Source organism: Pseudoalteromonas sp. SWYJZ12 (assembly GCF_015864395.1).
GTDB classification, from domain to species: Bacteria; Pseudomonadota; Gammaproteobacteria; order Enterobacterales; family Alteromonadaceae; genus Pseudoalteromonas; species Pseudoalteromonas arctica.
This window is the reverse complement of record NZ_JADYXH010000001.1, coordinates 401,181-427,636: the sequence shown is the minus strand read 5'-3', so window position 1 is coordinate 427,636 and position 26,456 is coordinate 401,181. Positions and strand designations below refer to the sequence as shown.

27 protein-coding genes and 1 pseudogene are annotated in these 26,456 nt (G+C 37.9%); 16 read left to right on the top strand and 12 right to left on the bottom strand.

Going from position 1 to position 26,456, the window contains the following annotated elements; all coding sequences use genetic code 11:
- The first annotated feature begins 24 nt into the window (after positions 1 to 24).
- On the top strand, positions 25 to 1,803 hold the full coding sequence (locus I6F42_RS01845; protein WP_197150458.1) for a sugar phosphorylase: 1,779 nt from the start codon (positions 25 to 27) through the stop codon (positions 1,801 to 1,803).
- Between the two features lie 326 nt (positions 1,804 to 2,129).
- Here the strand turns inward: I6F42_RS01845 and I6F42_RS01840 are convergent, their stop codons facing one another.
- Positions 2,130 to 4,973: a TonB-dependent receptor domain-containing protein gene (locus tag I6F42_RS01840; RefSeq protein WP_010553070.1), complete on the bottom strand. Its 2,844-nt coding sequence runs from the start codon at positions 4,971 to 4,973 to the stop codon at positions 2,130 to 2,132.
- 614 nt (positions 4,974 to 5,587) lie between these two features.
- Between I6F42_RS01840 and I6F42_RS01835 the strand changes: the two genes are divergently transcribed.
- On the top strand, positions 5,588 to 5,977 hold the full coding sequence (locus I6F42_RS01835) for a cytochrome b562 (protein ID WP_007580869.1): 390 nt from the start codon (positions 5,588 to 5,590) through the stop codon (positions 5,975 to 5,977).
- Positions 5,978 to 6,060: 83 nt separating this feature from the next.
- Entirely contained in the window at positions 6,061 to 6,447 is a 387-nt protein-coding gene (locus I6F42_RS01830) for an OsmC family protein (protein ID WP_024591728.1), read from the top strand.
- A 63-nt stretch (positions 6,448 to 6,510) separates the two neighbouring features.
- Here I6F42_RS01830 and ykgO read toward each other — a convergent pair whose 3' ends face one another.
- Positions 6,511 to 6,645 carry a type B 50S ribosomal protein L36 gene (gene ykgO / locus I6F42_RS01825; RefSeq protein ID WP_002958669.1) on the bottom strand — a complete coding sequence of 45 codons (135 nt, stop codon included), beginning with the start codon at positions 6,643 to 6,645 and terminating at the stop codon, positions 6,511 to 6,513.
- A complete protein-coding gene (locus tag I6F42_RS01820; protein ID WP_007580864.1) occupies positions 6,642 to 6,908 on the bottom strand; it encodes a type B 50S ribosomal protein L31 in 267 nt (88 codons plus the stop codon). Before I6F42_RS01820 ends, ykgO begins: the two co-directional genes overlap by 4 nt.
- A gap of 241 nt (positions 6,909 to 7,149) precedes the next feature.
- Here I6F42_RS01820 and I6F42_RS01815 point away from each other — a divergent pair, with 241 nt between their 5' ends.
- Together I6F42_RS01815 and I6F42_RS01810 are read left to right on the top strand one after the other, a co-directional pair.
- The gene (locus I6F42_RS01815; RefSeq protein WP_007580861.1) at positions 7,150 to 7,419 is read left to right on the top strand and encodes a hypothetical protein; all 270 of its coding nucleotides are present in this window, start codon (positions 7,150 to 7,152) and stop codon (positions 7,417 to 7,419) included.
- 324 nt (positions 7,420 to 7,743) lie between these two features.
- Positions 7,744 to 8,706 (top strand): sensor domain-containing diguanylate cyclase, encoded by a 963-nt coding sequence (locus tag I6F42_RS01810; RefSeq protein WP_197150454.1) that lies wholly within the window; start codon positions 7,744 to 7,746, stop codon positions 8,704 to 8,706.
- Between the two features lie 74 nt (positions 8,707 to 8,780).
- Here I6F42_RS01810 and I6F42_RS01805 read toward each other — a convergent pair whose 3' ends face one another.
- Positions 8,781 to 9,821 (bottom strand): metal-dependent hydrolase, encoded by a 1,041-nt coding sequence (locus tag I6F42_RS01805; protein WP_197150450.1) that lies wholly within the window; start codon positions 9,819 to 9,821, stop codon positions 8,781 to 8,783.
- A 264-nt stretch (positions 9,822 to 10,085) separates the two neighbouring features.
- Positions 10,086 to 10,333: pseudogene (locus tag I6F42_RS20140) on the bottom strand (LysR substrate-binding domain-containing protein); the annotation flags it as partial.
- Positions 10,334 to 10,502: 169 nt separating this feature from the next.
- Here I6F42_RS20140 and I6F42_RS01800 point away from each other — a divergent pair.
- The gene (locus tag I6F42_RS01800; RefSeq protein WP_197150447.1) at positions 10,503 to 10,982 is read left to right on the top strand and encodes a hypothetical protein; all 480 of its coding nucleotides are present in this window, start codon (positions 10,503 to 10,505) and stop codon (positions 10,980 to 10,982) included.
- Between the two features lie 22 nt (positions 10,983 to 11,004).
- Here I6F42_RS01800 and I6F42_RS01795 read toward each other — a convergent pair whose 3' ends face one another.
- A complete protein-coding gene (locus tag I6F42_RS01795) occupies positions 11,005 to 11,892 on the bottom strand; it encodes a LysR family transcriptional regulator (RefSeq protein ID WP_197150444.1) in 888 nt (295 codons plus the stop codon).
- Positions 11,893 to 12,007: 115 nt separating this feature from the next.
- Between I6F42_RS01795 and I6F42_RS01790 the strand changes: the two genes are divergently transcribed.
- From I6F42_RS01790 to I6F42_RS01760, 7 genes are all read left to right on the top strand, one after another.
- Complete coding sequence (locus I6F42_RS01790) at positions 12,008 to 13,180, top strand: MFS transporter (RefSeq protein ID WP_024593033.1); 1,173 nt, start codon at positions 12,008 to 12,010, stop codon at positions 13,178 to 13,180.
- Between the two features lie 419 nt (positions 13,181 to 13,599).
- Positions 13,600 to 14,415, top strand: a complete 816-nt coding sequence (dkgB, locus tag I6F42_RS01785) for a 2,5-didehydrogluconate reductase DkgB (protein ID WP_024591732.1) — start codon at positions 13,600 to 13,602, stop codon at positions 14,413 to 14,415.
- Between the two features lie 79 nt (positions 14,416 to 14,494).
- Positions 14,495 to 14,782 (top strand): putative quinol monooxygenase, encoded by a 288-nt coding sequence (locus I6F42_RS01780; RefSeq protein WP_197150441.1) that lies wholly within the window; start codon positions 14,495 to 14,497, stop codon positions 14,780 to 14,782.
- A gap of 720 nt (positions 14,783 to 15,502) precedes the next feature.
- Positions 15,503 to 15,847 (top strand): hypothetical protein, encoded by a 345-nt coding sequence (locus I6F42_RS01775; RefSeq protein WP_197150437.1) that lies wholly within the window; start codon positions 15,503 to 15,505, stop codon positions 15,845 to 15,847.
- A 26-nt stretch (positions 15,848 to 15,873) separates the two neighbouring features.
- Complete coding sequence (locus tag I6F42_RS01770) at positions 15,874 to 16,032, top strand: hypothetical protein (protein ID WP_007378675.1); 159 nt, start codon at positions 15,874 to 15,876, stop codon at positions 16,030 to 16,032.
- Between the two features lie 109 nt (positions 16,033 to 16,141).
- The gene (locus I6F42_RS01765) at positions 16,142 to 16,546 is read left to right on the top strand and encodes a hypothetical protein (protein ID WP_002958658.1); all 405 of its coding nucleotides are present in this window, start codon (positions 16,142 to 16,144) and stop codon (positions 16,544 to 16,546) included.
- Positions 16,547 to 16,684: 138 nt separating this feature from the next.
- Positions 16,685 to 17,449 (top strand): 2-keto-4-pentenoate hydratase, encoded by a 765-nt coding sequence (locus I6F42_RS01760; RefSeq protein WP_197150434.1) that lies wholly within the window; start codon positions 16,685 to 16,687, stop codon positions 17,447 to 17,449.
- A 9-nt stretch (positions 17,450 to 17,458) separates the two neighbouring features.
- Here I6F42_RS01760 and I6F42_RS01755 read toward each other — a convergent pair whose 3' ends face one another.
- Positions 17,459 to 18,112 (bottom strand): DUF6058 family natural product biosynthesis protein, encoded by a 654-nt coding sequence (locus tag I6F42_RS01755; protein ID WP_024591738.1) that lies wholly within the window; start codon positions 18,110 to 18,112, stop codon positions 17,459 to 17,461.
- Between the two features lie 171 nt (positions 18,113 to 18,283).
- Here I6F42_RS01755 and dapA point away from each other — a divergent pair, with 171 nt between their 5' ends.
- Positions 18,284 to 19,201 (top strand): 4-hydroxy-tetrahydrodipicolinate synthase, encoded by a 918-nt coding sequence (dapA, locus tag I6F42_RS01750; protein ID WP_197150431.1) that lies wholly within the window; start codon positions 18,284 to 18,286, stop codon positions 19,199 to 19,201.
- A 64-nt stretch (positions 19,202 to 19,265) separates the two neighbouring features.
- Here dapA and I6F42_RS01745 read toward each other — a convergent pair whose 3' ends face one another.
- Genes I6F42_RS01745 through I6F42_RS01730 form a run of 4 tightly spaced genes read right to left on the bottom strand, consistent with a single transcriptional unit; the run spans position 19,266 to position 22,780 of the window.
- Positions 19,266 to 20,270, bottom strand: coding sequence for a BtrH N-terminal domain-containing protein (locus tag I6F42_RS01745; protein WP_197150417.1), 1,005 nt, complete (start codon positions 20,268 to 20,270; stop codon positions 19,266 to 19,268).
- Between the two features lie 10 nt (positions 20,271 to 20,280).
- Positions 20,281 to 20,682, bottom strand: coding sequence for a hypothetical protein (locus I6F42_RS01740; protein WP_010553052.1), 402 nt, complete (start codon positions 20,680 to 20,682; stop codon positions 20,281 to 20,283).
- Positions 20,683 to 20,695: 13 nt separating this feature from the next.
- Positions 20,696 to 21,850 (bottom strand): beta-ketoacyl-ACP synthase III, encoded by a 1,155-nt coding sequence (locus I6F42_RS01735; RefSeq protein ID WP_197150415.1) that lies wholly within the window; start codon positions 21,848 to 21,850, stop codon positions 20,696 to 20,698.
- A 9-nt stretch (positions 21,851 to 21,859) separates the two neighbouring features.
- Positions 21,860 to 22,780, bottom strand: coding sequence for a hypothetical protein (locus I6F42_RS01730; protein ID WP_010553050.1), 921 nt, complete (start codon positions 22,778 to 22,780; stop codon positions 21,860 to 21,862).
- A gap of 84 nt (positions 22,781 to 22,864) precedes the next feature.
- On the opposite strand from I6F42_RS01730, the gene I6F42_RS01725 reads away from it, so the two are divergent.
- Positions 22,865 to 23,311, top strand: a complete 447-nt coding sequence (locus I6F42_RS01725; protein WP_010553049.1) for a DUF2141 domain-containing protein — start codon at positions 22,865 to 22,867, stop codon at positions 23,309 to 23,311.
- 24 nt (positions 23,312 to 23,335) lie between these two features.
- On the opposite strand, the gene I6F42_RS01720 is transcribed toward I6F42_RS01725, so the two are convergent.
- Positions 23,336 to 24,157 (bottom strand): hypothetical protein, encoded by an 822-nt coding sequence (locus I6F42_RS01720; RefSeq protein WP_197150413.1) that lies wholly within the window; start codon positions 24,155 to 24,157, stop codon positions 23,336 to 23,338.
- 265 nt (positions 24,158 to 24,422) lie between these two features.
- Between I6F42_RS01720 and I6F42_RS01715 the strand changes: the two genes are divergently transcribed.
- A complete protein-coding gene (locus tag I6F42_RS01715) occupies positions 24,423 to 26,447 on the top strand; it encodes an NADPH-dependent 2,4-dienoyl-CoA reductase (RefSeq protein WP_197150411.1) in 2,025 nt (674 codons plus the stop codon).
- Positions 26,448 to 26,456: the final 9 nt, after the last annotated feature.

Below are 26,456 nucleotides of genomic sequence, written 5' to 3'. Positions count from 1 at the left end.
AAACAATAAATATTAGGGGCGCATGTGAGCACAGTTAGCGAATTATTTTTACAACGAGTAGAGCAACATCTTCATATTATTTATGAGGGTGTTGAGCTGCCTTTATCGGTTACTGAGCTTGCTCAGCAACTTATTAAAATTATATTAGGTAGCAATGCACTGCGCGACCCGACACCCCATACAAACCGATGGGATGAACAAGATATAGTATTGATTGCTTATGGCGACTCTATTATTAAACACGATGATAGCGAATTTGCCGTATCGAGCCCAATGGAGGCACCGCTTAAAACACTACACAGGTTTATAAAAGAGCAATGTGATATGCAGTTAAATGCGCTGCATATATTGCCATTTTACCCGTACAGCTCAGACGAAGGCTTTGCCGTAATGAACTACGTGCAAGTGAACGAGTCGTTAGGTGATTGGGGAGATATTCAAAATATCGCTAAAGACGTAAAGTTAATGGCAGATTTAGTTATTAACCATTGCTCAAGCAGAAGCGTATGGTTTGAGAACTTTTTAAACGATTTACACCCGGGTAAAGACTACTTTAAAACGGCCAGCTTAACGGATGATTTAAGCCAAGTTGTACGCCCGCGAACCTCATCGTTATTAAATACTGTAACTACGCCAAGCGGCGAAAAGCACGTATGGTGTACGTTTAGTCACGATCAGGTTGATTTTGACTTTGGCAATCCTGATGTACTTAAAGAGTTTGTGAGAATAATTAGGCATTATTTAGACAATGGCGTACGTTTATTTAGACTCGATGCGGTTGCATTTTTGTGGAAACAGCTTAATACAAGTTGCATTAACTTGCCGCAAACACATGAAGCCGTAAGGCTCATGCGAACACTTATTGAGCACGCAGAGCCCAGCGTAGTTATTATTACCGAAACCAACATTCCAAACCAAGAAAACCTATCGTACTTTGGTAACGCTAACGAAGCGCACAGTATTTATAACTTTGCATTGCCGCCATTGTTGCTACACACATTACTTAGCGGCGATAGTACAGCAATTAAACATTGGATGATGAGTATGCCGCCTGCGCAAAATGGTACGGCATACTTTAACTTTATAGCCTCGCATGATGGAGTAGGGCTCAGACCAATTGAAGGTTTACTACAAACTAGCGAAGTGGCGTCACTAGTAAGTACCACTATGCAATTTGGTGGTCGTGTATCTATGCGAACCAGTAACGATGGAACGCATACACCGTACGAGCTAAATATTGCTTTATTTGATGCACTACAAGGGACGCACAATGGCCCCGATAAGTTTGGCCTTGAGCGATTTATGTGTGCTCACGCAATTATGTTTGCGCTTGAAGGTATCCCAGGGCTTTATATTCATAGTTTGTTGGGTACAACTAACGACTATGACCGATTTGAAAATTCACAGCATAACCGCGCTATAAACCGCCATCGTTGGCAAGAGTCAAAGCTACTGGCTGCGATTGGTGAAAAGTATAGTCATCATCATAAAGTGTTTAACGGCATAAAAAGCTTATTGGCAGTACGCAAAAAGCAGAGTGCCTTTCACCCAAATGCTACACAGTTTACGCTGCATTTAGCGGGGGGATTATTTGGTTTTTGGCGACAAAGTATAGACAGACGCCAAAGCATATTTTGTGTTTATAACATTAGCGATAAACCACAAACGCTCACATTGGCCGACTTAAACTTAATTAACACCCAAAAGTGGTTTGATTTGGTGGCAGATAAAACGATTGAAGAAAGCCAATTAACGATAGAGCTAGAACCATACCAAAGCGTGTGGCTGAGTAATATTAAATAATACCTATTAAAAAGGCTCGCACTGCGAGCCTTTGTTTTAACTAGGGCGTGTTGATCTTTGTGGATTGAAATTTGTTCAATCTAGGGGCGATTAAATCGCGACGCGAGGTTTGTAACCTAGTGGGCTAAGTAAAAACCGAGCAACAAAGAGTTAATCGTCCCTAGAAAGAACCCTTCGGGCAGCGCATGTTTGGTACTTATGCTGCGTTATCGCCTATTTATGGGGAATAACCACACTACATAGGCTCTGCCTTGCTTAAAAACCAAACATACTGCTGCAAATTCACCCACCAATGATCAACACGCCCTAATAAGTTATTTTATTAATTATAAGCTGTAGCTTAAGTTAATGTAGCCAAAGCGGCCAATGTTGTCATAACTTGCACTTCCTGCCCCGGTACCACGTGTTCCGTAAGGAAGTTTACGGTTAAATACGTTATCAACACCTACTTTAACGCCTAAACCGCTATTAAAGTTGTAACCTACAGTCATATCAGTAATAAAGTATTTACCGTAAGACATTTGATTACTTGGGTTAGGGTTGCTATCAAGTTCAAAATTTGTGTATAGCTCTACTTCACTCAAAAAGCGTGTTTCAACTGTTGAGAAAAAGTTATCCATAACATAACTTACAGATAGGTTAGTTTGCCATTTAGCTTCACCTGCCGTGCCTGCGTATTCAATGTAGTTACTAGGGTCATCTTGGAACGGGTAGTCTTTACGTTCAATTAAGTAAGTACCAATTAAACGGGTTTTAAAGCTACCTTCAAGCGCGTCAAAGTCGTAACCTAGTTCAAAGTCTACCCCAGATGCTTTTTGCCCTGCAACATTTAGCACTGAGTTTTGAATAAGTGAAATTTGGCCGTTTGCATCGCGAGTTATTAAATTACAGTACTGGTTATTAATACCTGTTTTGCTATCTACACAGCGATCAAGAATGTCTTGCGCGTTAATTGTGTCAATTGCATCTTCAAGTTCAATTTCCCAGTAATCAATAGTAAGTAGTGCGTTTTCTAAAAACTCTGGTTGGTAAACAATACCTACAGTCGTACTTGTCGATTCTTCACCTTTTACATCACGGTTACCGCTTGTTAAACCATCTAATGAAGCAGAATCGTAATCTGAGTTGAAATCACTCGCTACACCCAATGCGGCACAATTTGCAGTGCGAGTTGCTCCGTTTGATAAATCACCTAGGTTGTCGGCGCGACACGGGTCGTCAACACTATAAAAAGTTTGGCTCGGTGCACCAAATACTTCACTAATATTAGGAGCTCGAAGCGCAGCAGATTGTGTTACACGCACACGTAGCTCATCGTTTACAGTCCAATCAAGGCCTAGTTTCCAGCTTGTGGCATCACCAATAGTGCTGTAATCAGCATGACGTACTGCTGTATCAAACACTAAGTCTTGAATAAGCGGTAAGTCAGTTAAAATTGGCATAGACACTTCAAAGAATACTTCGCGAACATTAAACGAGCCCTTATCTTCGCCCAGTGCGTTAAAGAACGTACCTTCTGCGTTATCAGGCTCTTTAGTTTCGCTTTCTTCTTTACGGTACTCAGCACCAAATGCAACACCCACATAACCCGCTGGTAACTCAAAAATAGCGCCGTTTGCAAGTGATCCAGAAATAACCGTTTGTTTAATAGTTGAAGTGCCAACAGATACCGTATTAATGTAATCAATGGCTTGTTGAGATGGCGCACCAAACCCCATAATATTTACAGGAACACAGCCATCAGCTTGGGCTGCTGCACTACGACAAACAACATTACCATTTTTATCTTCAACAGCATCAAGCGCATTAAAGTAATTAGCTAAAATCATGTTAGCGCCATTTTCGCGCTCTAGATCAGTTTGGCCGTATACTATTGAGGTATCTAATTCCCAATCATCAAATACAGTGCCTTTTAAGCCTGTTACAAAACGCGTTGTTTCACGGGTGTTGTTTTCTATACGACGGCCGAGGTCACTCATCATGCGGTTAACCATTATCGAGTCAACACCTTGGTCTTCCATGCGCGCTTTGATGCTTGGGTCTAGGTAAGGGTTATCAATTTTAATGCTGTTATCATCGTCGCGGTAGAAATATGCTGGTTGGCCAATGCTTTCGCCTTGGCTATTTACATATTTCGCATCAAAGTAAACGTTCAAGTCGTCGGTTACATCGTAGTTAACTTTGAAGTTTACGTTGTAACGTTCAAACTCAGGCTGAATTTCTTCAAACTGGCCTAAGTTAAAAAAGTCACAGTTAGCGCATGCTGTGCCATCAACGTTATCGCCTATATATAAATTGTGCGCACTGCCATCAGGGTTAAAGCTATTGGTAAATAAAGTATTTTCAAGTGCGTAAACACCTGCGTTATTAATAGCGTAAAGACCGGCGTTAGGCGTTAAAATGTCATCTGGAAAAGCACTGCTATCTTTATTGCTATCAGTTTGAGCTTGATTGCGTAAGCTTCTAAAAGAAGTACTTGTCCAAGGATGATCAAGCGCATTTAATGAATCTTGGCCTGAGTACTCAATAGCAAAAGCAGCATTACCACGGTCGTTGTTAAAGTTAGAACCGTATGAGAACGTTGCTTTTTCGTTGTTGTAGCTGCTTAAATCGGCAAAACCACGTGTAACGCTAAAGTCCATGCCTTCAATGTTGTCTTTTAATATAAAGTTAACAACACCTGTTACCGCATCAGCACCGTATACAGCAGATGCACCACCAGTAATTATCTCTACACGTTCAACCCATACACTTGGAATAGTGTTGGTATCTACAGATTGAGAACCTGCAGAGCTTGATACATGACGCTTACCATTTACAAGTACCAAAGTACGATCTGTACCCATGTTACGTAAATCAAGAATATTTAAACCCGCAGTACCAATAAAACGGCCAGAGTTAGCCATAGAATATGTATTGCCAAGTGCTGGTAAGTTATTTAGCGCTTCACCAATGTTTACCGCGCCAGTGTTCATTAGCTGCTCGCCACTGATAACTGTTACAGGGGCAGGTGCAATAGCACCTTCACGTAAAATACGTGAACCCGTCACTTCAACACGTTCAATTTTTGTTGCTTGCTCATCTTGTGCAAGCACAGAATTACTTGCTGTTGCAGCAGCAGTAATTAATGCACATTTAATGCTAGTAGAAAGTAAATTATGACGTTTCATTTGATTCCCAGAGAACATTTTATAGTAATTAAATACAATGTAGTTTTATCCAAATGCAGTTTGTATTTGGATAAAGCCCTATAACTTTTTTTATGAGGGCGGTGATTATTGCATGCTGATTATTTTATTAAAAGGAGCTAACTCACTGTAAAATAAGCAACTTGAATTAATCTGAAGGACGGTTGTTGTGGTTTTTGGTATTAATTACAAAGGCCCTTTAAATGATTTACTGTGGTGTTTTTACATTTAGTTTTTCTTATATGTTTTAGTTATTAACATTGGTTTTTATTTGTTAAATTTTAAGTTGTTTTTTAAGTCAGTTTTTTGCAGTTTATAATTATTCATATATAAATTTTTATTTATATGAAGTTGCCAGCGAATGTTATATGTACTTATTTGTAAAGGTTATGTGTGTTATTACTCTTTTAAAGTGATTTTTATTAGGTGTTTTTTATTCAAAAAAATCGTTATTTGAATATTTTTCACTATTGCGGCTTTAAAATGATTGATTTGTAAACCCCCTTTACAGCTCAAAGTGCTCATAACAGCTCGTAAAGTTACTTTGCTACGTAAACTTGATACAATTTAGGTGTTTTTAATTAATAGGTTTGACCATGAAGTATTTAGTTATTATTTTTACCTTTGCGTTTAGTTCAATGTCTTTTGCGCAGCAAGAAGTCGATCTTGAAGTAAATATGAAAAACACGGGCCTTGCATATAAACAAGCGGTGCAGGCAACTCAACTTAGTGAATTTAATACTGCGATTGATGAATTTATAAAGCTGGTTAAAGTGAGTAAAACTGGTAAGTTTTACAAAAAACCTGAGCAGTCATTGCAGGGCCTTGATAAAGTGATTGCTCAAGCTGAACTTGCAAAAAAAGCAGCAAACGAGCAGGGGCTAAGTGCGGCAAAAGAACCACTGAAAAATATAGATAATTTACGTAAAAAATATCATGAGTTACACGAGCCTCCAGGGTTCTTTGAATTACTGTTCGGTTCATAAACCTAGACTATATGTATCTTTAGTAGCTACTTTTAAGCTAATTGCGTTAAAGGTATCTGCAGCAATAAATATAAGGAAACACAATGGAAATTTCAGTTTCAATGTTAGAAGGCCAAAAGCAAAGCGCTAAATTTGGCGACCTAGAAGTAATAAGCGATCAAAGCGTAAACGCTGGTGGCAATGCAGAGTATCCAGAACCGTTTGATTATTTTTTAGTAAGTATGGTTTTATGTGCAGGTTTTTATGCGCGTAAGTTTTGCGAGCAGCGTGATATTTCAACGCAAGGTATGACGCTTACTCAAAATAACGAAAATGTAGATGACAACGGTAAAAAGCTATTTTCAATTGAGATTAACTTACCAGAAGGCTTCCCTGATAAATATAAAAAGGCGCTTATTGCAGCCGTTAATACCTGTACGGTAAAAAAAGTAATTCAGGCAGTGCCAGAGTTTTCAGTAGTGGTAAAATAGTCCCCCCTAAATTAGGTAGCTTAAGCAAGCTACCTAATTATATGTTGAGCATTCCCGTTTAACTTATTTCTTTTTCATTCCTTGTACTGCTTTAAAGCGTGGGTTGTTTTTACAAATTACAAATACGCGGCCTTTGCGTTTTACAATTTGACACCCCGGACGTTGCTTAGCACTTTTAAGAGAGCTTAGTACTTTCATACCTTTTCCTTTTTAACAGTCGATAAACTTTTAAAACGACGATTAAACTGCGCAACGCGGCCATCTGTAGCGGTTGTTTTTTGCTTGCCTGTATAAAATGGGTGCGAGTCACTTGATACATCAATAGGTACGTATGGATATGTATTACCGTCTATTTCTACTGTGCGGCTCGTTTTTATGGTTGAGCCAATAATAAAGTAAGAATCGGCAGCGGTATCGTGAAAAGCAACCACGTGGTAATCAGGATGAATATTTGGTTTCATAATACGCCTCAATAAATGATATGTGATAGTATATCATTTTAATTTAACGTATTTATTCTTCCATTGCAAATTATTTAAATGTTCCTCAAAAAGGCTGTAATTGCTGGCTATTTGTGCAAACAAATCAAAAAATAAGCACTTGAATCAAAAATGCTGGCTATTGGCGTTTAGGCTGTTATAACTATATTTAAGAGTTAAAACGTTAACAAATACGGTTATAAAGTTATTACAGAGGTTATGTATGAGTGACGCAACACAACAACAAGAACAAATTGACCAAGGGGTGATGGAAACCCTAAGAGAGCGCGACCACAGTACCTTGGCGCAACAAGTAAATCCTTTAACCTGCAACCACAATGATATTGTAGAGTTACTAGCAAGGTATATGGCACTAAGCGAGCAAGAAGATGATGAGCTGTTTGATGATTGGTTTGATAACCTAACTAAAGAGCAACATACTGTTTTAAAAGTATTTGAAGTTTACCGTGGACAATATGAGCACCAAAATTAAAGTGTTTATTTTTGTAAGTATGCCAAATCCAGTGGTTATTTAAATAAAACTAAATAGCCACTACTACTTTTTCATTAAAGAGTAGCTATGTTGTATCAACCACTACTCCCACCTGTTTTCATCATAATTTTTTGCGGATTTAATCTTATCTTTATTTAGGTACGACTTACTGACATTCATAAGTATTTATTGCTATTTTAAGGTAATGTTCTAGTTTTAATAGGCAGACTGTTTATAGTTTAGATAAGTTTATCGGGTTATATACTCGAAAATATTCGCTCCCATCTCATAATTTATAAAACATTTAAAATTAACAGAGCTTTAATGATTAAACCTGAGATCCCAAGTAACGAAGCCGAGCGATTACACGCGCTTAGAGCATTAAAAATTCTAGATACGTCTCATGAAGAGCGCTTTGATCGTGTTACTCGTATTGCCAAGCGTATGTTTAATGTTTCTATTTCATTGGTTACCTTGATTGACGAAGACCGCCAGTGGTTTAAATCAAGGCAGGGGCTTGATGCGCCTGAGCTTCCTCGCGAAACCTCATTTTGTGGCCACACCATAAATCAAGACGAGTTATTAATAATCCCAGATACAGCCCAAGACAAAAGGTTTTTTGATAACCCCTTTGTTACAGGCGATCCTAAAGTACGCTTTTATGCAGGCTTTCCTTTAAAATTAAGGGAAGGAGTCACTATAGGCACTTTGTGCCTTGCCGATAATAAACCTAGACAACTCGATGATGAAGAAAAACAATTACTAAGAGATTTAGGCACGTTAGTCGAGCGAGAAATTCAATCAATTCAACTAGCCACAATTGATGAGCTAACAAGAATCTCTAATCGACGTGGCTTTTTAAACCTTGCCGAACATACGCTAAATGTATGTAGGCGAAACAAAGTATCAATGTCGTTTATATTGTTTGATCTCAATAAGTTTAAACAAATTAATGATATTTATGGACACCACGAAGGCGATTTTGTATTAAATAAATTTGCACAAATTATGCTTAGTTCATTTCGTGATTGTGAAGTCATAGGTCGACTTGGCGGAGATGAATTTGTTGCGATGTTAAGCGACTCAGACGAGACAAAAGCAGAGTTTGTTTTACAAAGGTTTGCGGATGCAATAGCGCATGCTAATAATACCTTAAATAAGCCATACAAAATTGACTACAGTGTAGGAGTAACACACTTTAAACACGATACAGGTAAATCGATTGAGGATATGATTCAAGATGCTGATGTTGCAATGTATCAGCAAAAAAAGCAGCAATCACTTTAGTGAGCTATTTAGTTTAATTGCTGCTTGAACTTCACTTAACTTCCTCATGCTAGTACGAATTTTATAATATGCCGCTATTCGCTATTGCAGTCATTTTTTGCAGCGGGTGATGCTAAAGACACATTTGGTTGCCAAATCCTGTTCCATATTTTATGAAGATTGTTTAAGTTTGGTCTTTGACTTATTTTTTCAAAGTTACCAATGCTCACTTCTGAATCACTTTTTTTACCCACTACAAAATTAAACACATAGTTGCACTCCATGCCCATACGTAAATCAGAAAGTACAATATTGCTTTGCTGTTGGCGCACCGAATAAAACCCTTTAGTAAACCACTGCAAGCGTTTTATAGGCCATTCATCGCTAATATTATTTAACAGTGAAGACGTTGTTTGATAAGCCGTTAATGTAACATCGCTGGGCGCGTCAAATACTGATGCATAACCTTCGTAGTATTGTCCGTCAGACATCACAACAATACGCCACAGCAAAGTGGTTAGCGGTGCAGGCGTACTAACATACGCATTTACTGGTATTTGTCTGTTGTTGAGAGCCGTTTTTACTTTGTCATCAATATTTACTTTTAAAATTAAAGCGCAAAATAAATATAGACTACTTAAAACTAAAGCCGCTGCATTTATACGATAAGCCGTTGCTGCTTTTATTTTGGGTATTAGCGTACATATTACGCCAATTAATAAAAGAAGCGTGTAAGCGGGGTCAATAATAAACACACTAGAAACCGCAAAGGGGTACTCAGTAAAAGGCCAGAGTAGTTGTGTACCGTATACCGTTAGGCTGTCTAATAGGGCATGTGTAGATAAACTTAAAAATACTAGCCAAAACCAGCGCACTTTATAAATTTGCATTCCCGCGTGTACTTTTAATATTAGCCATACAATGAGCGGGCTAATTAATAAATGTATTAATAACGAATGGCTAAAGCCACGGTGATAAGTAAATGCTTCTACAGATCCGCCATATGGCAAAAATACATCTAAATCAGGGAGCGTGCCTAAAATTGCTCCCCATAAAACGGCTTTTCGACCTATTTTATTGCCTAATACCGCATAACCTACAGCACTGCCTAATGCTACCTGCGTTAAAGAATCCATTTTAATTAATACCTTTAATTACTACTTTTATTATTTATACTTTTTGATTATTAAAAAGCGTCAAAAAATCGGTTAAAACATTTAATAAGCATATCAATATTAATATACAGAGCTTATAAACTAAGCCTAAGCTTTATGAAATCTAAAAAAGCCACAATTCGCGATGATACCGCACTGTTTCGCCGCTGCTTGCGCTAAGCGAAAACGTAAATAAAATGAGTTTTACTAACGGCCAAGTTTACGAGCATGTAAGTTCGAATCTTATAAATCACCAATACGTATGGCTAAGTCTGTTTTATGCTCGAGTAAATTAACAGTACTGCCGTGTGAGGTTATATCAAGCGTTATGTGAGGGTATTATTTAGCGAATTCACCAATTAAAGGCGTAAGTTGATGCAATACAAAAGGGTTTGCCGCATCTATTAGCTGCTTGCCATTTGGCGCTTGTTTTAAAGCTTTATGGCGTTTTCATCTGTGCATAAAATATTTAGCCTTTCGCAGGCGTATTTTAAAAGTATAGCTTTCCTCGCATTTTAAATTAAGCAAAATAATACCCCGTGGCGACTTATAAGTCCTGTTCCCGTTTAAAATACGGATGGTCAATTTGTTACCATATTTGGAATGATAATTGCTTCTAATTATAAAAATAAAGTCGTCAATTTTTAGACACATGAGGCAAAAATGAATTTTGGAACTCTTTCTTCGCAGTTATACAATGACAATGGCTATTCAAGCCTAAGTAATTTAAATAAAAACACTGTAAAAACGGATGATCCTAGTAAAAGTCCAGAGGCTAAAGCAGACTCTTCTTTAAATAAAGACGCCGAAAAAACTACGAGCTCTACTGCAGCTACTGAAGACGCAAAGTCTATCATTAGCAGCGAAACAGAAGATTCGAGTGACAATTCAGCAGTTCAAATGAATAAAGCGATCGAGTCAATTAAAGATTTACAGAGTAAAATAAGAGAAATGACCAATAGTTCTGATACGCCCACAGGGGAAGCGGTAGAAGAGCTAAGCGAACTTAAAAAGCAACTCGACAGTGAGCTATCGTCAATACAATTATCAGTGCGTAAAAATGTATCTACTTTAATGGATTCAATGTTTTCATCATCTTCGGATAGTAAACACTCAGGTTTGCTTTTTAATAACCAAGCATAATTTAACTTGCTTTTTAATATAGTTATAAGCTTAGTCGTGGCTTTATAAAATCTAAAAAAGCCACAATTCGAGACGATACCGCACTGTTTTTATAATACACGGCTTGTACAACCTCTCGGTTATTAGGTGAGCTAACTGCACTGGGTAACACTTCAACTAATTTACCTGTTTTTAGGTCATTGCCAATCATAAAGTGAGAAAGTAGCGCAACGCCTTGGTTTGCAATACATAGTTGGCGCACTGTTTCGCCGCTGCTTGCGCTAAGCGAAAACGTAAATAAAGCGGGCTTTACTAACGGCCAAGTGTTTAATTTAGGGGAGTCACTAAAACCAATTAACTTATGGTTTTGTAAGTCATCTACTTGTGTAATTGCTGCGTTGTTTTTTATATATTTTGGGCTGGCTACAATACGTAACTGACTGCTGCCGAGTTTACGAGCATGTAAATTTGAGTCTTTTAAATCACCAATGCGTATGGCTAAATCGGTTTTATGTTCAAGTAAATCAATAATGCTGTCGTGTGAGGTTATATCAAGCGTTATGTGAGGGTATTGCTTAGCAAATTCGCCAATTAAAGGCGTAAGTTGGTGCAATACAAAAGGGCTTGCAGCATCTATTCGCAGCTTGCCACTTGGCGCTTGTTTTAAAAGCTTTATGGCTTCTTCACCGGTATAAAGCGTATTTAACCCTTCGCGCGCATATTTTATAAAAGTATGGCCCTCTTCTGTAAGTTCTAATCGGCGTGTTGTTCTGTTTAGTAAAGTGCATTGCAGTGTATTTTCAAGGCGTGATACAGCTCGCGACACTTTAGCCACTTGTTGATCGAGCAAATTAGCTGCCCCCGAAAAGCTTCCGCAATCTACTACCGTTATAAATGTTTCTAAATCTTCAGTTTTTGAATGAACCGCCATAATATACCAACACCATCTTTGCATTATTAACAAAAGTATTTTGTCACTAATGCTATTTTTTGCAAACGATATTTTAGCCAAACTACATTTTTCAAATATTAATGAGGATATAACTATGCCATTGGCTTTGTGGGCGCTTACCTTAAGCGCATTTGCAATAGGAACAACTGAGTTTGTAATAGTGGGATTAGTACCCACCATTGCAAACGACTTAGGCGTAAGCCTACCTTCAGCGGGTTTGCTTGTAAGTTTATATGCGGTTGGCGTTGCTATTGGTGCACCGGTGCTAACAGCTTTAACGGGTCGTTGGAATCGTAAAGTGGTCTTAATAAGCTTAATGGGCTTGTTTGTATTGGGCAACTTACTTGCTTGGCAAGCGCCAAGTTACGAAACATTAATACTTGCGCGCATTTTAACGGGGCTTGCCCATGGTGTGTTTTTTTCAATCGGATCGATGATTGCCACAAGTCTAGTAAGCAAAGACAAAGAAGCCAGTGCAATTGCCATTATGTTTACCGGGCTTACTGTAGCACTAGTAACCGGTGTGCCATTAGGTACATGGATTGGACAACACTTTGGTTGGCGTGCAACGTTTTTAGTTGTGTCGGTATTAGGTTTAATTGCATTAATCGGCAGCTCTATTTTAGTGCCAAAAAACTTAAAACAATCAATACCAGCCACGTTTAAAGAACAACTACAAGTAATTGTAAAACCGCGTTTATTACTCGTATATTTAATGACGATATTGGGCTACGGCGGCACGTTTACAGCGTTTACTTATTTAGCACCTATTTTAGAGCAACAAACAGGTTTTGCGCCTTCGGCTATTGCTTTAATAATGCTTGTTTACGGTGTATCGGTAGCGATAGGTAATATTTGGGGTGGAAAGTTGGCCGACAAACGCGGTCCAATTAGCGCACTGAGCATTATATTCAGCGCTTTGAGTATTATTTTACTGATATTTACTTTTACGATGGAATCAAAAATTGCCGCTGTACTTACTATTTTAGTATGGGGCGCATTTGCTTTTGGCAATGTGCCAGGCTTGCAACTTTATGTAGTAAAGCAAGCGCAGAAGCACACGCCAAATGCGGTAGATGTTGCATCAGGTTTGAACATAGCCGCATTTAATATTGGTATTGCACTTGGCTCAATTATTGGTGGTAGCGTAGTAGAGAACATGACCCTGCAAGATACAGCATGGATAGGCGCCGTTATCTCTGTTTTAGCACTTGGTGTTACACGCTACAGCGGTATGCTTGATAAACGTGAAATTCAGCAAGCATAAAGCCTTAGCAGGGTCTGTTAACCTTGTAGGATTAAATTTGTTCAATCTAGGGAGGATTTAATCACGGAGCGAGGTTTGTAACCTAGTGGGCTAAGTAAAAATCGAGGGACAAAGAGTAAATCCACCCTAGGAAGAACCGACAGGCAGCGCGTATTTGGCATTTATGCTGCGTTATCGCCTACTTATGTGGAACAACCACACTGCATAGGCTCTGCCTTGCCTAAATACCAAATACACTGCTGCAAATGTAATCTCTAAAGATTAACAGACCCTAACCTTGAAACTAAAATTAATGACCTCATACCTGTTATGAGGTCATAGATTTTTAAGTGACAGTCGTAATAAGAAGTAAAAGGTGTATTTCGTAAAACTTCAGTGAAGTTTGTATTTCAAAACCGATTATTTTATAAGGATAAACCATGACAAAACGTGTAATAGAAATGCCAGAACTCGGTATGGGAACATTCCGCTTAGAGGGCGACACGGCCTATAACTCAGTAAAAATGGCGCTCGAAGTTGGGTTTCGCCATATTGACACCGCACAAATTTATGGCAACGAAGAGCAAGTAGGTCAAGCCATAAAAGATAGTAATATTCCGCGCAGTGAAATATTCTTAACTACCAAAGTGTGGAATAACAAATTAAATAAAAGCGACTTTATCCCAAGCGTTAAAAAGTCACTTGAAAAGCTACAAGTTGATTCGGTCGACTTACTGCTAATTCACTGGCCATCGCCTGCTAACGACGAGCCAATGAGTGAATACCTCACTGAATTACTAAAAGCGAAGCAGCTTGGTTTAACTAAGCACATTGGTGTATCAAACTTCACCATTGCAAACTTAAATGAAGCAATGCAAACGCTTGACTCGCGTGAAATATTTACCAATCAGGTTGAGGTGCACCCATATTTAACTAATACTAAATTGCGTGCATTTTGTGCTCAGCACGATATACACGTGACAGCGTACATGCCATTTGTAGTAGGTAAAGTACTTAAAGATCAAACCATTATCGACATTGCTAAAAAGCACGATGCAAGTCCAGCACAAGTTGTTTTAGCATGGGTTAACGCCAGCGGCATGACGACAATTCCATCATCAACTAAGCGTAAAAACTTAGAAGATAACTTTAACGACCACGTTAAATTAGATGATGAAGACATAGCCCGCATTGATGGCCTAGATTGTGGCGACCGCCAAGCAACACCAGAATTTGCGCCGCAGTGGGATCAGTAAACTTACCTCAAACGCAAAGTTAAACTAAATATTTTAAGGTGTAGATTATCTACACCTTAACTTTTAAAAAGGAATACACATGTTAACGGTTATAGCTGCACTGTCGTGCAAAAATATTGATGCAGATGTGATGCTTACAGCACTTGAAAACTTACAAAAGTCATCGCGCCAAGAAGTAGGGTGCTTACGTTATGAATTATCGGTAAAAAATGATGATAAACATACCGATTACGTTGTTAGCGAACAATGGGCGTCTGACGAGCACTTTGAAGCGCATAAAAACGAGCCACACTTTAAAGCGTTTGGTACGCAAGTTACTGGGCTTTTAACCAATAGTAGTATTGATGTATATAAATCAATTGGTTAAGAATTTTTATAGTGCCTATTATGGTATGTATTCAAAATACTTAGTAAATTACATATAACCAAGTAAATACCCAAATAGGTGCTGTTAACTTACATCACCTTTTATTCTTACACTCCAACCTGCCTAAATACTCAACCTCCCCAATATACAAATGAAACCTAATAAGACTCTTTTTTGTTAATGTGTAGTGCGTCAAAATTTAAAGAGATTAATAACACTATTAAAAGTCGTTTTGGTATCACAATCCACTCTAATAAATAGCCTATTTAATTTGTTGTTTACATTAAAGTTCTCTGGTGTAAATATAGAAACACTAATAGGCACTGTTACGTGCCTTGGCGCATGGAGAGTATAGTGAATGATGTAACATCAATCACTAGTAAATTACTAGCTAAAAAATCACAGCCAATAAAGCCTAGGGCCTGTTTATCTTTCGAGGTTAAATTTGCAGCAGACTGTTTGGTATTTAGGCAAGGCAAAGCCTATGTAGTGTGGTTATTCCCCATAAATAGGTGATAACGTAGCACAAATGCCAAACATGCGCTGCCCGAAGGGTTTTGCTTAGGGGCTATTTACTCTTTGTTGCTCGGTTTTTACTTAGCCCACTAGGTTACAAACCTCGCGCCGCGATTAAATAGCCCCTAGATTGAACAAATTTTAATCCTGAAAGGTCAACAGGCCCCAATATCTTTAAGCTGTATAATTTATATGGAAATAATAATGAAAAAATTAATCGCAATAGTAGCGTTGTTAGGCTTTGCCTCATTTGCACAAGCTAATGATAGTTTTGTAGTGAAGGCCAAGTTTTATGATAATAAAAGCCTAATTGGCTCACCTACTTTAGTTGTAAATTCAAATGAAGAGGCGTCTGTTTCAGTTGATAATTCGTATAGTTTTGCTCTTACAGTAACGTCAATTGATGATTCTACTGTTAGTTTAGCAACTGACCTGAAGCTAGGTGAAAAACATATGGCTCCCTCTTTAGTTGTTGAACTAGGCAAAGAAGCAAGTATCAATATTGATGGTAAAGAGCTTTCAGTTTTAGTAAGCAAATCAAGCAGCTAACAAGTTAAAAATTAGGAATATAATTAATGAGAAACTCAAGAAATGAAATAGTAAAATATGGAGTCTCTTTTGGTACAGCACTAGCAATTGCTATTTCATGGAGTGCTAACGAGTCTGTGTTATGGGCAATTTTGCATGGTTTTTTATCTTGGTTTTATGTTATTTGGCATGTAATTACGCGATAAGTGTTTTCGCGTGTGCACTGATTGATTATGTAGACCGCGGTCAATGTTAATAGTCGAGTAATTACCATTTAAAACGATTACGTTAAAAATATAAAAGGAATAATTAATAATGAAAGGTGCGGGTGGAAGCTCTGGTGGTATTGGGCATTTTTTTATTGGTTTGATTATGATGTGCGGTGGCTTTTATATGCTGCTAAACGCAATTTCGGTGACCTCTAATTTTGGACTAAGTTCTCGCATTTATAGTGTTAATGCTTTAGGTGGCTTTGGCGTTACAGGCGGCATGGTTATGATCCCATTTATTTTTGGTGTGGGTCTGATTTTTTACAATTCTAAAAATATTTTAGGCTGGGTGCTATCTCTTGGCTCGTTAACTGCACTAATATTTGGCGTTATATCGAGTGTTCGATTTAGTATGCGAACTATGACGTCGTTTGATTTGATTGTTATTATAATTTTAGCGTTTGGCGGCTTAGGGCTATTTTTACGATCGCTTAAATCTATTGATACTTAAATAATTCCCACGCTTTGTTTTAAATACAATTTTAATTATAGGCATTTAACATGATGTTCTAATGCCTAAGCTAATACATTAATAATATAACCCTTCCTATTTACTGCTTAACCAGTAACGTATTTTAAAGAGATTTATGTGAACAACTCAATACAACTCAAACTAATTGCTACTCACTTATTAGCACAAAGAGAAGAAAACCCAGCGCGTTCAAACTTTCCTAAAGAGTTAGTACTAGATACGACTGACGATGCAATAGAAGTACAAAAGTTGATGATTTATTTAAATGAGCAAACTGTATATGGCTGGAAGTGTATGCTGCCTTTAGATGATGGCTCAATTATATTAGCGCCTCTTTTACATGCACCTATAAAACAAGCTGAAAATTGCCCACTGTATACAACAAACAACAAAGCGCTGATAGAACCAGAAATTGCATTTATTTTACAAAGCGATTTACCAAGTAATAAAATCTATAAAAATGAAGACGTAGATACTGCATTTGCCAGCGCCCACTTGGCACTTGAGCTTATTCAAAAAAGGTTTGATGAAGACACTCCAAGCACTCACATTGAAAAACTGGCTGATGGTTTATCTAATCAAGGTGTGTATTTAGGCCCACAAATAGATAAAGCCAAAGCGTATAACGCAAGTACTGTAAATATTAATGTTAAGCAAACTGAGCTGGAGTTAAACCTGGCGGGTGTGCATCCTGCAAAACTTGCGCAGCTTCCACTTTATTGGGCGGTTAATTACTTATCAGCAAAGGGAATTAACTTAAAAGCAGGGCAAGTGTTTATAACAGGCTCTTATTGTGGTGTTGTTGAGCTTAATACTGATCAGTTAACCACGGTTAGTTACGAAGACTTAGGGTCTGTTAGCACTACGTTTTTATCAAAGTAAATTTAAACGTCACTTAATAGATAAATCGTATTTTAAAATAAGCGCATCTATGTAACGGGTGCGCAAAGTGTGTTGTTTTTCATGATCGGCGCCATGCCCTAATGCTTTGTTTAAAAGTTTCATGGCAGGGTGCAGTAGCGCTCTTTCTTCTTGGTTTAAGCTCGCTTTACTGCGCAGTTCTGTAATGTCGTCAACTAATAGCCTGCCAATATCTACCGAGACTATTTCGTCTATTAATCCATTTTGAGTAAGCACGCCGTACTTACTGCATAAAAACTGTTGCCAAATTTGCTGCAAGTGCTCGTCTATTTCGCAGCCAAATAGCTCTTCGCTAAACGTAAATCCTTGCTGAGCGAGTTTAGTTAGGCTTGCAGTATATTGCTGTGCAAAATAATTAAAAGCATGGCTTGATGATTCTATTTTTTGTTTTAAAAGACCTTGACCCCAATTAACACAGCCGCGCGGGTAATAGTCGTCATACTCTTCGCATTCATACAAGCCTGAATATGAGCTGCAGCTAAGTTGACTTTTAATACAGTAACTTGGTTTGGGGAAAACACTTCGCTCTTGCCAAGCTAAAAGTGTATCTGCATCTATATTTAATGCTTGGCACAGTTCATCGGTGTTATAAAAATGAGTTGCTAAGTAGTCAGATAAACGCATAAAGCCTCTGGTATCGTTAAAAATAAAATACTGTTCATATATACAGTTGTTCATTTTGTATTACCAAACTTAATAACACAAGAAATTTTATAATTAAATGTAGGCTTACACCTCCAAAAGTACCGGCAATTATGTTACAAATAGCGCAAGTTTTATAAATAATGATTTTTTATGCGCACCCTAGACCAAATTAAACAAGCAAGCCTTATTACAGCTATTAAAACGCCATACTTAGCAAACGGTGAAATAGACCTAGCAAAGTACGATGAGCTCGTAGAAATACAAATTGCAGCAGGCGTTGACGGCATTGTAGTTGGTGGCACAACAGGCGAAGGCCAGTTAATGAACTGGGAAGAGCATTTAATGCTTATAGCGCACAGTGCAAACAAGTATGGTGACAAACTGGTTATTGTCGGTAATACCGGTAGTAACAACACCCGTGAAGCGATTAAAGCAACTAAATATGGCTTTGCCAGTGGTATGGATGCAGCACTGCAAATTAATCCATATTACGGACGTACGTCTATTGCAGGCGTTAAAGAGCACTTTAAACGCGTACTTGATATTGGACCTGCCTTTATTTACAACGTAGCAGGGCGAACAGGTCAAGACCTAACACCTGATATTATTGAGCCACTCGCTAAGCATGAATATTTTATTGGCGTAAAAGAGTGTGGCGGTAATGAACGTATTGCCCATTATGAGCAACAAGGTATTGCATGTTGGTCGGGTAATGATGACGAAAGTCATGATGCGCGCCACACACATAAAGCGCACGGAGTTATCTCGGTTACTTCTAACTTAATACCTGGGTTATTCCGTCAGTTAATGGATACGCCAAGTAACGAGCTAAATGCGTCGTTACAACCATTGATGAACTGGTTGTTCTGTGAACCAAACCCGATTGCTATTAATACCGCATTGATGATGACTGGCGCAGTAAACCCAGTATTTAGATTACCGTATTTACCGCTTAGTGATGAGCAGCAAGCCCAAGGCGAAGTATTAATTAATGCGCTAGATAATGACGATGTTGTAGGCGGTACAGCTAAGTGCATTAAGCAAGGTGATATAGCACTACTTTCTTAGTAATTAGGTGGCAGCTTTAATCTGTTTATTAAAATCAAAGTCACTCTAAGGTGACTTTTAATATTTAAGCGATAGCTGAAAGTAGCATTTTACTTAGTTTTGCTTCTTCTTCAGCTACTTGTTCAAGCTTTTTTGCGATATCATCTAAGCTAATATCACCGCGCTTTTTACAATACTTTACGGCATCCATTGCAAATTCTCGCCATAAATCACCCACTAAGGTAGTGTGCACTGCACATTGGTTGAGTGCTGGTATTTTACATATATCGGCTGCCTGCTCTAAAAAGCTGGCGTACATAAATCTAAAACCAGCCCCACCGGTGCCTATTTCCTCTTGCATACGCACAATATGAGCTAAATAAAGACGGGTATATTTAGGTGTCTTTTTATCAAGCAATCGTATTTTTTTTGCCATATGACGAATGCCTTTAAGACCAAAATACGGCAATATTAACCCATTCATCATTTTTGCTGTTTTTTTGATTGCGGGCTTAATCACTTCATTGAGCTCAATATTCGATGGTGTACTGCGAATAACATACATTAATCCTTTTGCCGCGAGTGCACCTTTTGCAAAGCGCGCATTTTTTAAATCCTCTGCAGGGCACGTTACTGGATGCTCAAAAACAGGGTCGCTAATAAGATATTCGCCAAGAGAGTTTTTCCCATAAACAATTAGATTATGTGCATTAAAGTGAAAGCGCATATCTTCAGGGAAATAAGGCAGCCAATATACAGAGCTTTGTAAACCAACTAAATTGCCCTTAGCTAGCTCGTCATCGAGTGCTTGCATACCATCTTTCGCATTCGAAAACTTGCGAGCTTCTAATTCAATATTTAATTTTTTACATACTTTTTTAATGATTGTTTTTGGAGGCATGCGATAAGCAATTAATGGCATCCCACTAATTTTTACAAAAGGTAAGTAAGCAAAAGTAAGGGCTGAAGCAAGACCAAAAGCCATTGGCTCGCTCATATTAATGTCTTTACTTTGTAAAAGTGTGGCAACTACACCCGTTTCACAATGTGAAGATTGTAGGTGGTTAATAGGTAAAATAATGTCAGGCATGAAAGGTTCGTTATAGTGAGGGCAGTGAGAGTAAAGCGTCACGACTAATTTTTAGTGTATCGCAATAGCGGTTAATTTTTTTATCAGATAACGTTAAAAAAATAGCGGGACGCAAATGACGATTAATTTGCCATTGAAAAAAACCACTCGCGGCAGCAAGGGTTGAAACATCAAAGCGTCTTGCGAGCATATGATAACCAAGCGGAGAAATTAGCCCCGAATGAGCATCAGATAGAGCTTGGCTTGTTTGTTCATTTAAATCGTCTACCGCTAATTGGGTTGCAAAATTCTCTACTTCCCAGCCAGATGATTTAACACCGTGATAATGTCCGCTGTCGTCTACCGCGTAAAGTAACTTGTTTTGGCCCTGATAGCTTTTGCTATTATCTTGAGGTACTTCATCTTTTTTCATAATGGACTCTAAACTATTGGCTTAAGACACTTAATTGCATAAATGCACTTGAGAAACGACCACTCTCAGGTACATAACACAGTAATTTTTGACCATTTATTAATTTGCCTGATTTAAAAAGCTCATCAAGCATAATGAAAATAGATGCAGACCCTGTGTTGCCTTTTTCTGTTAAGTTAGTAAACCATTTGTCGTAAGGGATTTGAAAGTCGATATTATTTAATCCTTCAAATAAACGTTCGCGAAAGTAACCTGACGAATAATGCGGCAAAAAGAAATCATAATCACTGGCTTTTATGGCGCGTTTTTTTATTATTTTACTAAGTGCATCTTCAACCGTAAATTTAACGATGTTTTCATTAAGTAGTTTTACATCTTGCTTAACAGAAAGTATTGATTGTTGTTCACGTTCTTTTGAATCAAAACGGGTCCAACTTTTTAATACGCCATCTATTTTTTCTGCCCCTGCATACATACACGCTTCAAGTTTATCTGCATAAGAAACAATATCAATCCAATCAATACGAAGTGATAAACCTGTAGGGTTAGCTTGATTACTTAATAATGCTGCGCCAGCACCGTCAGATAACATCCAACGAAGGAAGTCTTTTTCAAAAGCAATTTCAGGTTTCTGGTTGAGCATATCAACTTTATAATCGCTTTCGGCGGCAAAGTTTCTTGAGTGCATTACATTGGATGCAAGCTCACTGGCAACGACTGCACTGTGCTTACTCTCACCAGCCTTAACATTTAAGTAAGCATATTTAAGAGCCGTCATTCCGCACAAACAGATACCTGCAGTTGAGATAACTTCAAGGCTTGGGTTTTTAAGCTCTCCATGGACCATTACACCGTGATTAGGCATGATCTGATCAGCCATAGAGGTACTTGCCACCAAAGAGTCTAGTTGCTCTAGTTGGGTACCTTCTTTAGTAAATAATCCTTTTACAGCTTCAGCCGCTAACGATGCATTTGTGTAATTATATTCGCCAGTTTGTGGATCAATAGCGTAATGACGATTTTTTATTTGATTGCTGCGTAAAATAACAGGTTTAGCGCGCGAGCGTTGCCCTCCAACTTCACCTAATACAACTTCCATTTCTTTATTATTAACAGGGCTATTTGGTAAAACAGCATGTAAGTTATTTATGTATACGGCATTTTCCATAACGTAAAACTACTCTCCAGAAGGCTCAGCAAAATAGGCTTTTTGCTTTGCAATTTTTTTTCTTGTTAAAGGGGCAATTAATTTTTTTATTATTGCTGTAATTGGCACCACAGTAATAATTAAGGTGAGCAAAAATAGCACATAGATTATAAGCCCACAACTTCGACGCTTTGAGTGCATAGGACCCAAAGCTGTTAGGATTTTACTCCAAATCTTAAAGCTATGTTGACCAACACGTTCACTGGCAATAAATCTCTCATTTACTTTAACTGCTCCTAATCCTTTTAACACAGAATGTTGAAGTTGTTGCGTATTGGGTAAATTGTTAATTGATTTTTTTATTGCGATACCAAAGCGACTAGCATCAATAATTTCTTTTTCGGCGATACCTGCTGCAGGTACCCACGAAACAGGTTTTTTCTTTCCTGTGAACATCCAAAGTGGTGTTGCTAAAAAGCTAAAGCCAGTACCGCATTCATCACTAAGCACCACATTATCGATTAGGTTAGCATTGACATTTTTAAGTAGCTGTTTCATTTTTTCTTGTGCGCTTAACCACATGCCACGACAACCAATAACGGTAATAACGGGTTTATTATTTAGTAGTTTACCTGCTTGTGGCGATTGCATAAATGATGAAATAGGGAGCGATGGAGATAAAAACCATACTTGATACGTTAAAATAATTAAGTCGTAATCGCTATGATCGGGCTCAACAACTTCCATTGGTTGCGGCGTCATTTTTACGCATTCAGGAAAAATATGAAAAAAGGTTAAAAAAGGCCAAGGGAATGGGTATTCTTTTTCAGGTTTTAAATTAAGGTAATCTACCGTAATTTCATCATCATTTTGCAGAGGTTTTACAATTGAATCTGCAATTTTGGTGAGTTGACCTGTTTGAGAATAATGAATAACGAGTACTTTGTGCATCCTTTTACCTTTTATAACTTCCTAATAGTCGGCTATTATACCCAATATAAAAACTCAAACCATACTAAATTGGATGATTACTTGATGTATAAAATAGTTATTTTTGTTTCTACTATACTATTTAGCTGTAAATTATTTGCTGTAGGGCAAGGTTACTCTCTTGATATTTCGTTCGCTAAGTTTAGGGGAGTGGGAGGTCAATTACACTTTCAAGTGCTTGATTGCAATAATACAGCCCTAGCATGGGATGATTTACCAGAGATTCGAGTACAAAATTTTACAGTAACGAGTGATGAGCATAAAGTAACGCTGAATGAGTTACCTGAAGGTCGTTATTGTTTGCGTTTTTTTCAAGATCTAAATGGAAATGGTCTACTTGATGTATCGTCGAGTTCGATCCCTAAAGAACCAGTTGGGTTTTCGAACAACCCTAATTTAATGATGGGGCTACCATCACCCGAAAATAGCGTGTTTGAACTTACAAGTAGTAAATCTATTAAAGTAAACGTTAATTACAAAAAACGCCGTTAAATTACGGCGTTATTTATAAATACGTTATTTAAGCTGTTTAATAATTGCAGCTAAATCAACATCACCTGCTTTGTAATACGGGCCATTTCCATCAATATCATCAGGGCAATGCTTTCTAACTGCACGAATAGGGCTGTTTTCTTCAGCGTCTTCAATTAGTGTTTTATAACGTCCGGTTGCATCGGTTGCTAAACCTTTGCATACCCACGCTAAAGTATCGAATTTGTGTTGTTCGCTTGTTTTGTAATTTTGAGCAAAATACTCAGCAAGGGTGTCGCCTATTTTCTTAGAGGGTAGGCCTTTAGATGTGTACTGTTGGGCGAGCAATTTAATTTCAGTTAAATTTTCACTTGCTATATCAAACAGGACTTTATCGTCACCTTTAAGCGAGGGAATATCCGACTTAGGAGCATTTTTTTGTAAGTTTGATAAATCTACAGATCCAATTACAAATTGCTCAGTACTATCAGAAGGTAAACGCTTTAATGATTTTTTTGCATATTTACGGATTTTTTTATGTGCATTGCTATTAACTATAGTAGAGAGTAAATCTCGGTAACGCGCGTTTCCTGTCTCACCTAAAGCGCGACATGCCCACGCCATTGTATCTAATTGGTAATCAGCCGCAGCTAAGTAGTTTTTGGCTAAGTATTGGGCTAAAGCATCTAGCACCTCAGGGTTGCTGTTATTGCTGGATACAATAGACTGAGCAGCTTGTTTTACTTGATTAATATCGCCTGAAATTAACCGGTCATAATTGAGCTGCTCACTTGTTGTTAGTGCAAATGCAGAGCTTGATAATGCAGCTAAACCTAAGCCCATTAATAATGATTTTAATGAAAACATAACGATTCCTTGTATAAGAGGGAGTAAAAAGAGTAATACTATATTGTTAATTTTTTAAATATAGCACTCTGTATTTGAAAGTTAATTAGTATAATAAACTTGTTAACTATCATAGTCATCACTTTGCTACACAACAAGATATATTATTTATTTGTTTTTAAATCAAACTGTTTTGTCGTTAATTTTAAAATATTGCAGTAAATTTTGCAGTCATAATTAAAGCTTGTTACTCTAGCGCGGTTTTGAGCCACTTTGTGTTGTTTTTATGTTATATAGCCATTTGTTTACGCCTTATCAGTTAGGTTCCACTACACTAAATAATCGTGTGGTGATGGGCTCTATGCACACAAATTTAGAAGAGTTACCTCAAGGTTTTGAGCGTTTAGCCGCTTTTTATGGTGAACGTGCCCGCGCAGGTGTTGGTTTGATTATTACCGGTGGTATCTCTCCAAATCAAGAAGGGATATTAGCGCCTAATCGAAGTGTTTTAGATTCTATAGAGGGAGTTGAGCAACACACGTTAATTACAAAGGCTGTTAAAAAACACGATACAAAAATTTGCATGCAAATATTGCATGCAGGGCGCTACGGTTACCATTCTAAGCAAGTTGCTCCATCAGCTATTCAAGCGTCTATAAGCCCTTATACTCCAGCAGAATTAACCCATCAACAAATAGAAAAACAAATAGATGATTTTGTGCAATGCGCCAAGCTCGCTAAAAAAGCAGGGTACGATGGTGTCGAAATTATGGGCTCTGAAGGGTATTTAATAAATCAATTTATTGTTAAAGCGACAAACCATAGAGATGATCAATGGGGCGGATGTTATAAAAACCGTATTCGCTTTGCAGTTAGTATTGTAAAACAAGTTCGCGCTGCTTTAGGGCGTGACTTTATAGTTATATTTCGCTTATCTTTGCTTGATTTAGTTGAAGACGGCAGTACTTTTGATGAAGTATTGCAGTTGGCGCATGAGCTAGAACTTGCAGGTGTTGATATGCTTAATTCTGGCATTGGTTGGCACGAGTCGCGCATTCCAACTATAGCAACGAGTGTTCCAAGAGCATTTTTTTCATCCTTAAGTCAACGGTTAAAAACAGCAGTAACGGTGCCTGTTATTACGAGCAACAGAATTAATACTCCAGAAGTTGCAGAACAATTACTTGCAGGTAAACATGCTGATTTTATTTCTATGGCACGCCCTTTTTTAGCCGATAGTCAGTTTGTCGCAAAAGCGAAAGCGGGTAATTCTGACCAAATTAATACTTGCATTGGCTGTAATCAGGCTTGTTTAGATAATATCTTTATTAACTTGCCAGCCACATGTATTGTTAATCCTCGAGCTTGTAATGAAACGCTAATGCCTGTTAATAAAGCTAATAAGGTAAAACAAGTTGCTATAGTCGGTGGTGGCGCTGCAGGAATGGCTTGTGCTATTTATGCCGCAGAACGTGGCCATCAAGTTACTTTATTTGAAAGTGCATTAGAGCTCGGTGGGCAACTATTACTTGCCGCCAATGTACCCGGAAAAGAAGAATTTAGAGAAACGTTACGTTATTTTAAAAGCCGTTTAAAAAATCTAAATGTTACAATTAACTTAAATATAAAAGCTAATATAGCGGCTTTAGCTCGTTTTGATCACTGCGTTATTGCTACGGGTGTCACAGGTTTAACCCCGGAAATAGAAGGTATTAAATTACCAAACGTAATTAGTTATGAGTCAGTGCTTAGCGCTAAAGTAAAGCCAGGCGAAAAAGTTGCAATAATTGGTGCTGGTGGAATTGGTTTTGATGTCGCCGCTTACATAGTTGCAATGAAAAATCGGTGTTTGAATATGACCCCCTCAAACGCACGTTTTAGTGAGCAATGGGGTATTGACTTGAGCGTCGGCAATGCTGGTGGTATAAAAGAAAAACCTGCCAAATCAACAGTATCAAATGAAGTGTATTTGCTGCAACGTAAACTGCGAAAGCATGGTGCAGATTTAGGGAAAACGACTGGTTGGATACACCGAGAGCATTTAAAACAGCAGGGAGTAAAAATGCTTGCTGCTGTGAATTATCAAAAAATAGATGAAGAAGGTTTGCATTTAAATATACGTAACCGTGAACGAGTATTAAGTGTGGACCATGTTGTAATTTGTAGTGGTCAGCAGTCGGTACTGCCAGAGTATCATCATCAACTAAACAGTTTAATGCCAGTTAGCTATATAGGTGGTGCGTTAAACTCTGAAAAATTAGACTTACAAAGAGCGATTGGCGATGCTTTTTCTGTTGCGCAAAGTTTATAGCTGGTTACG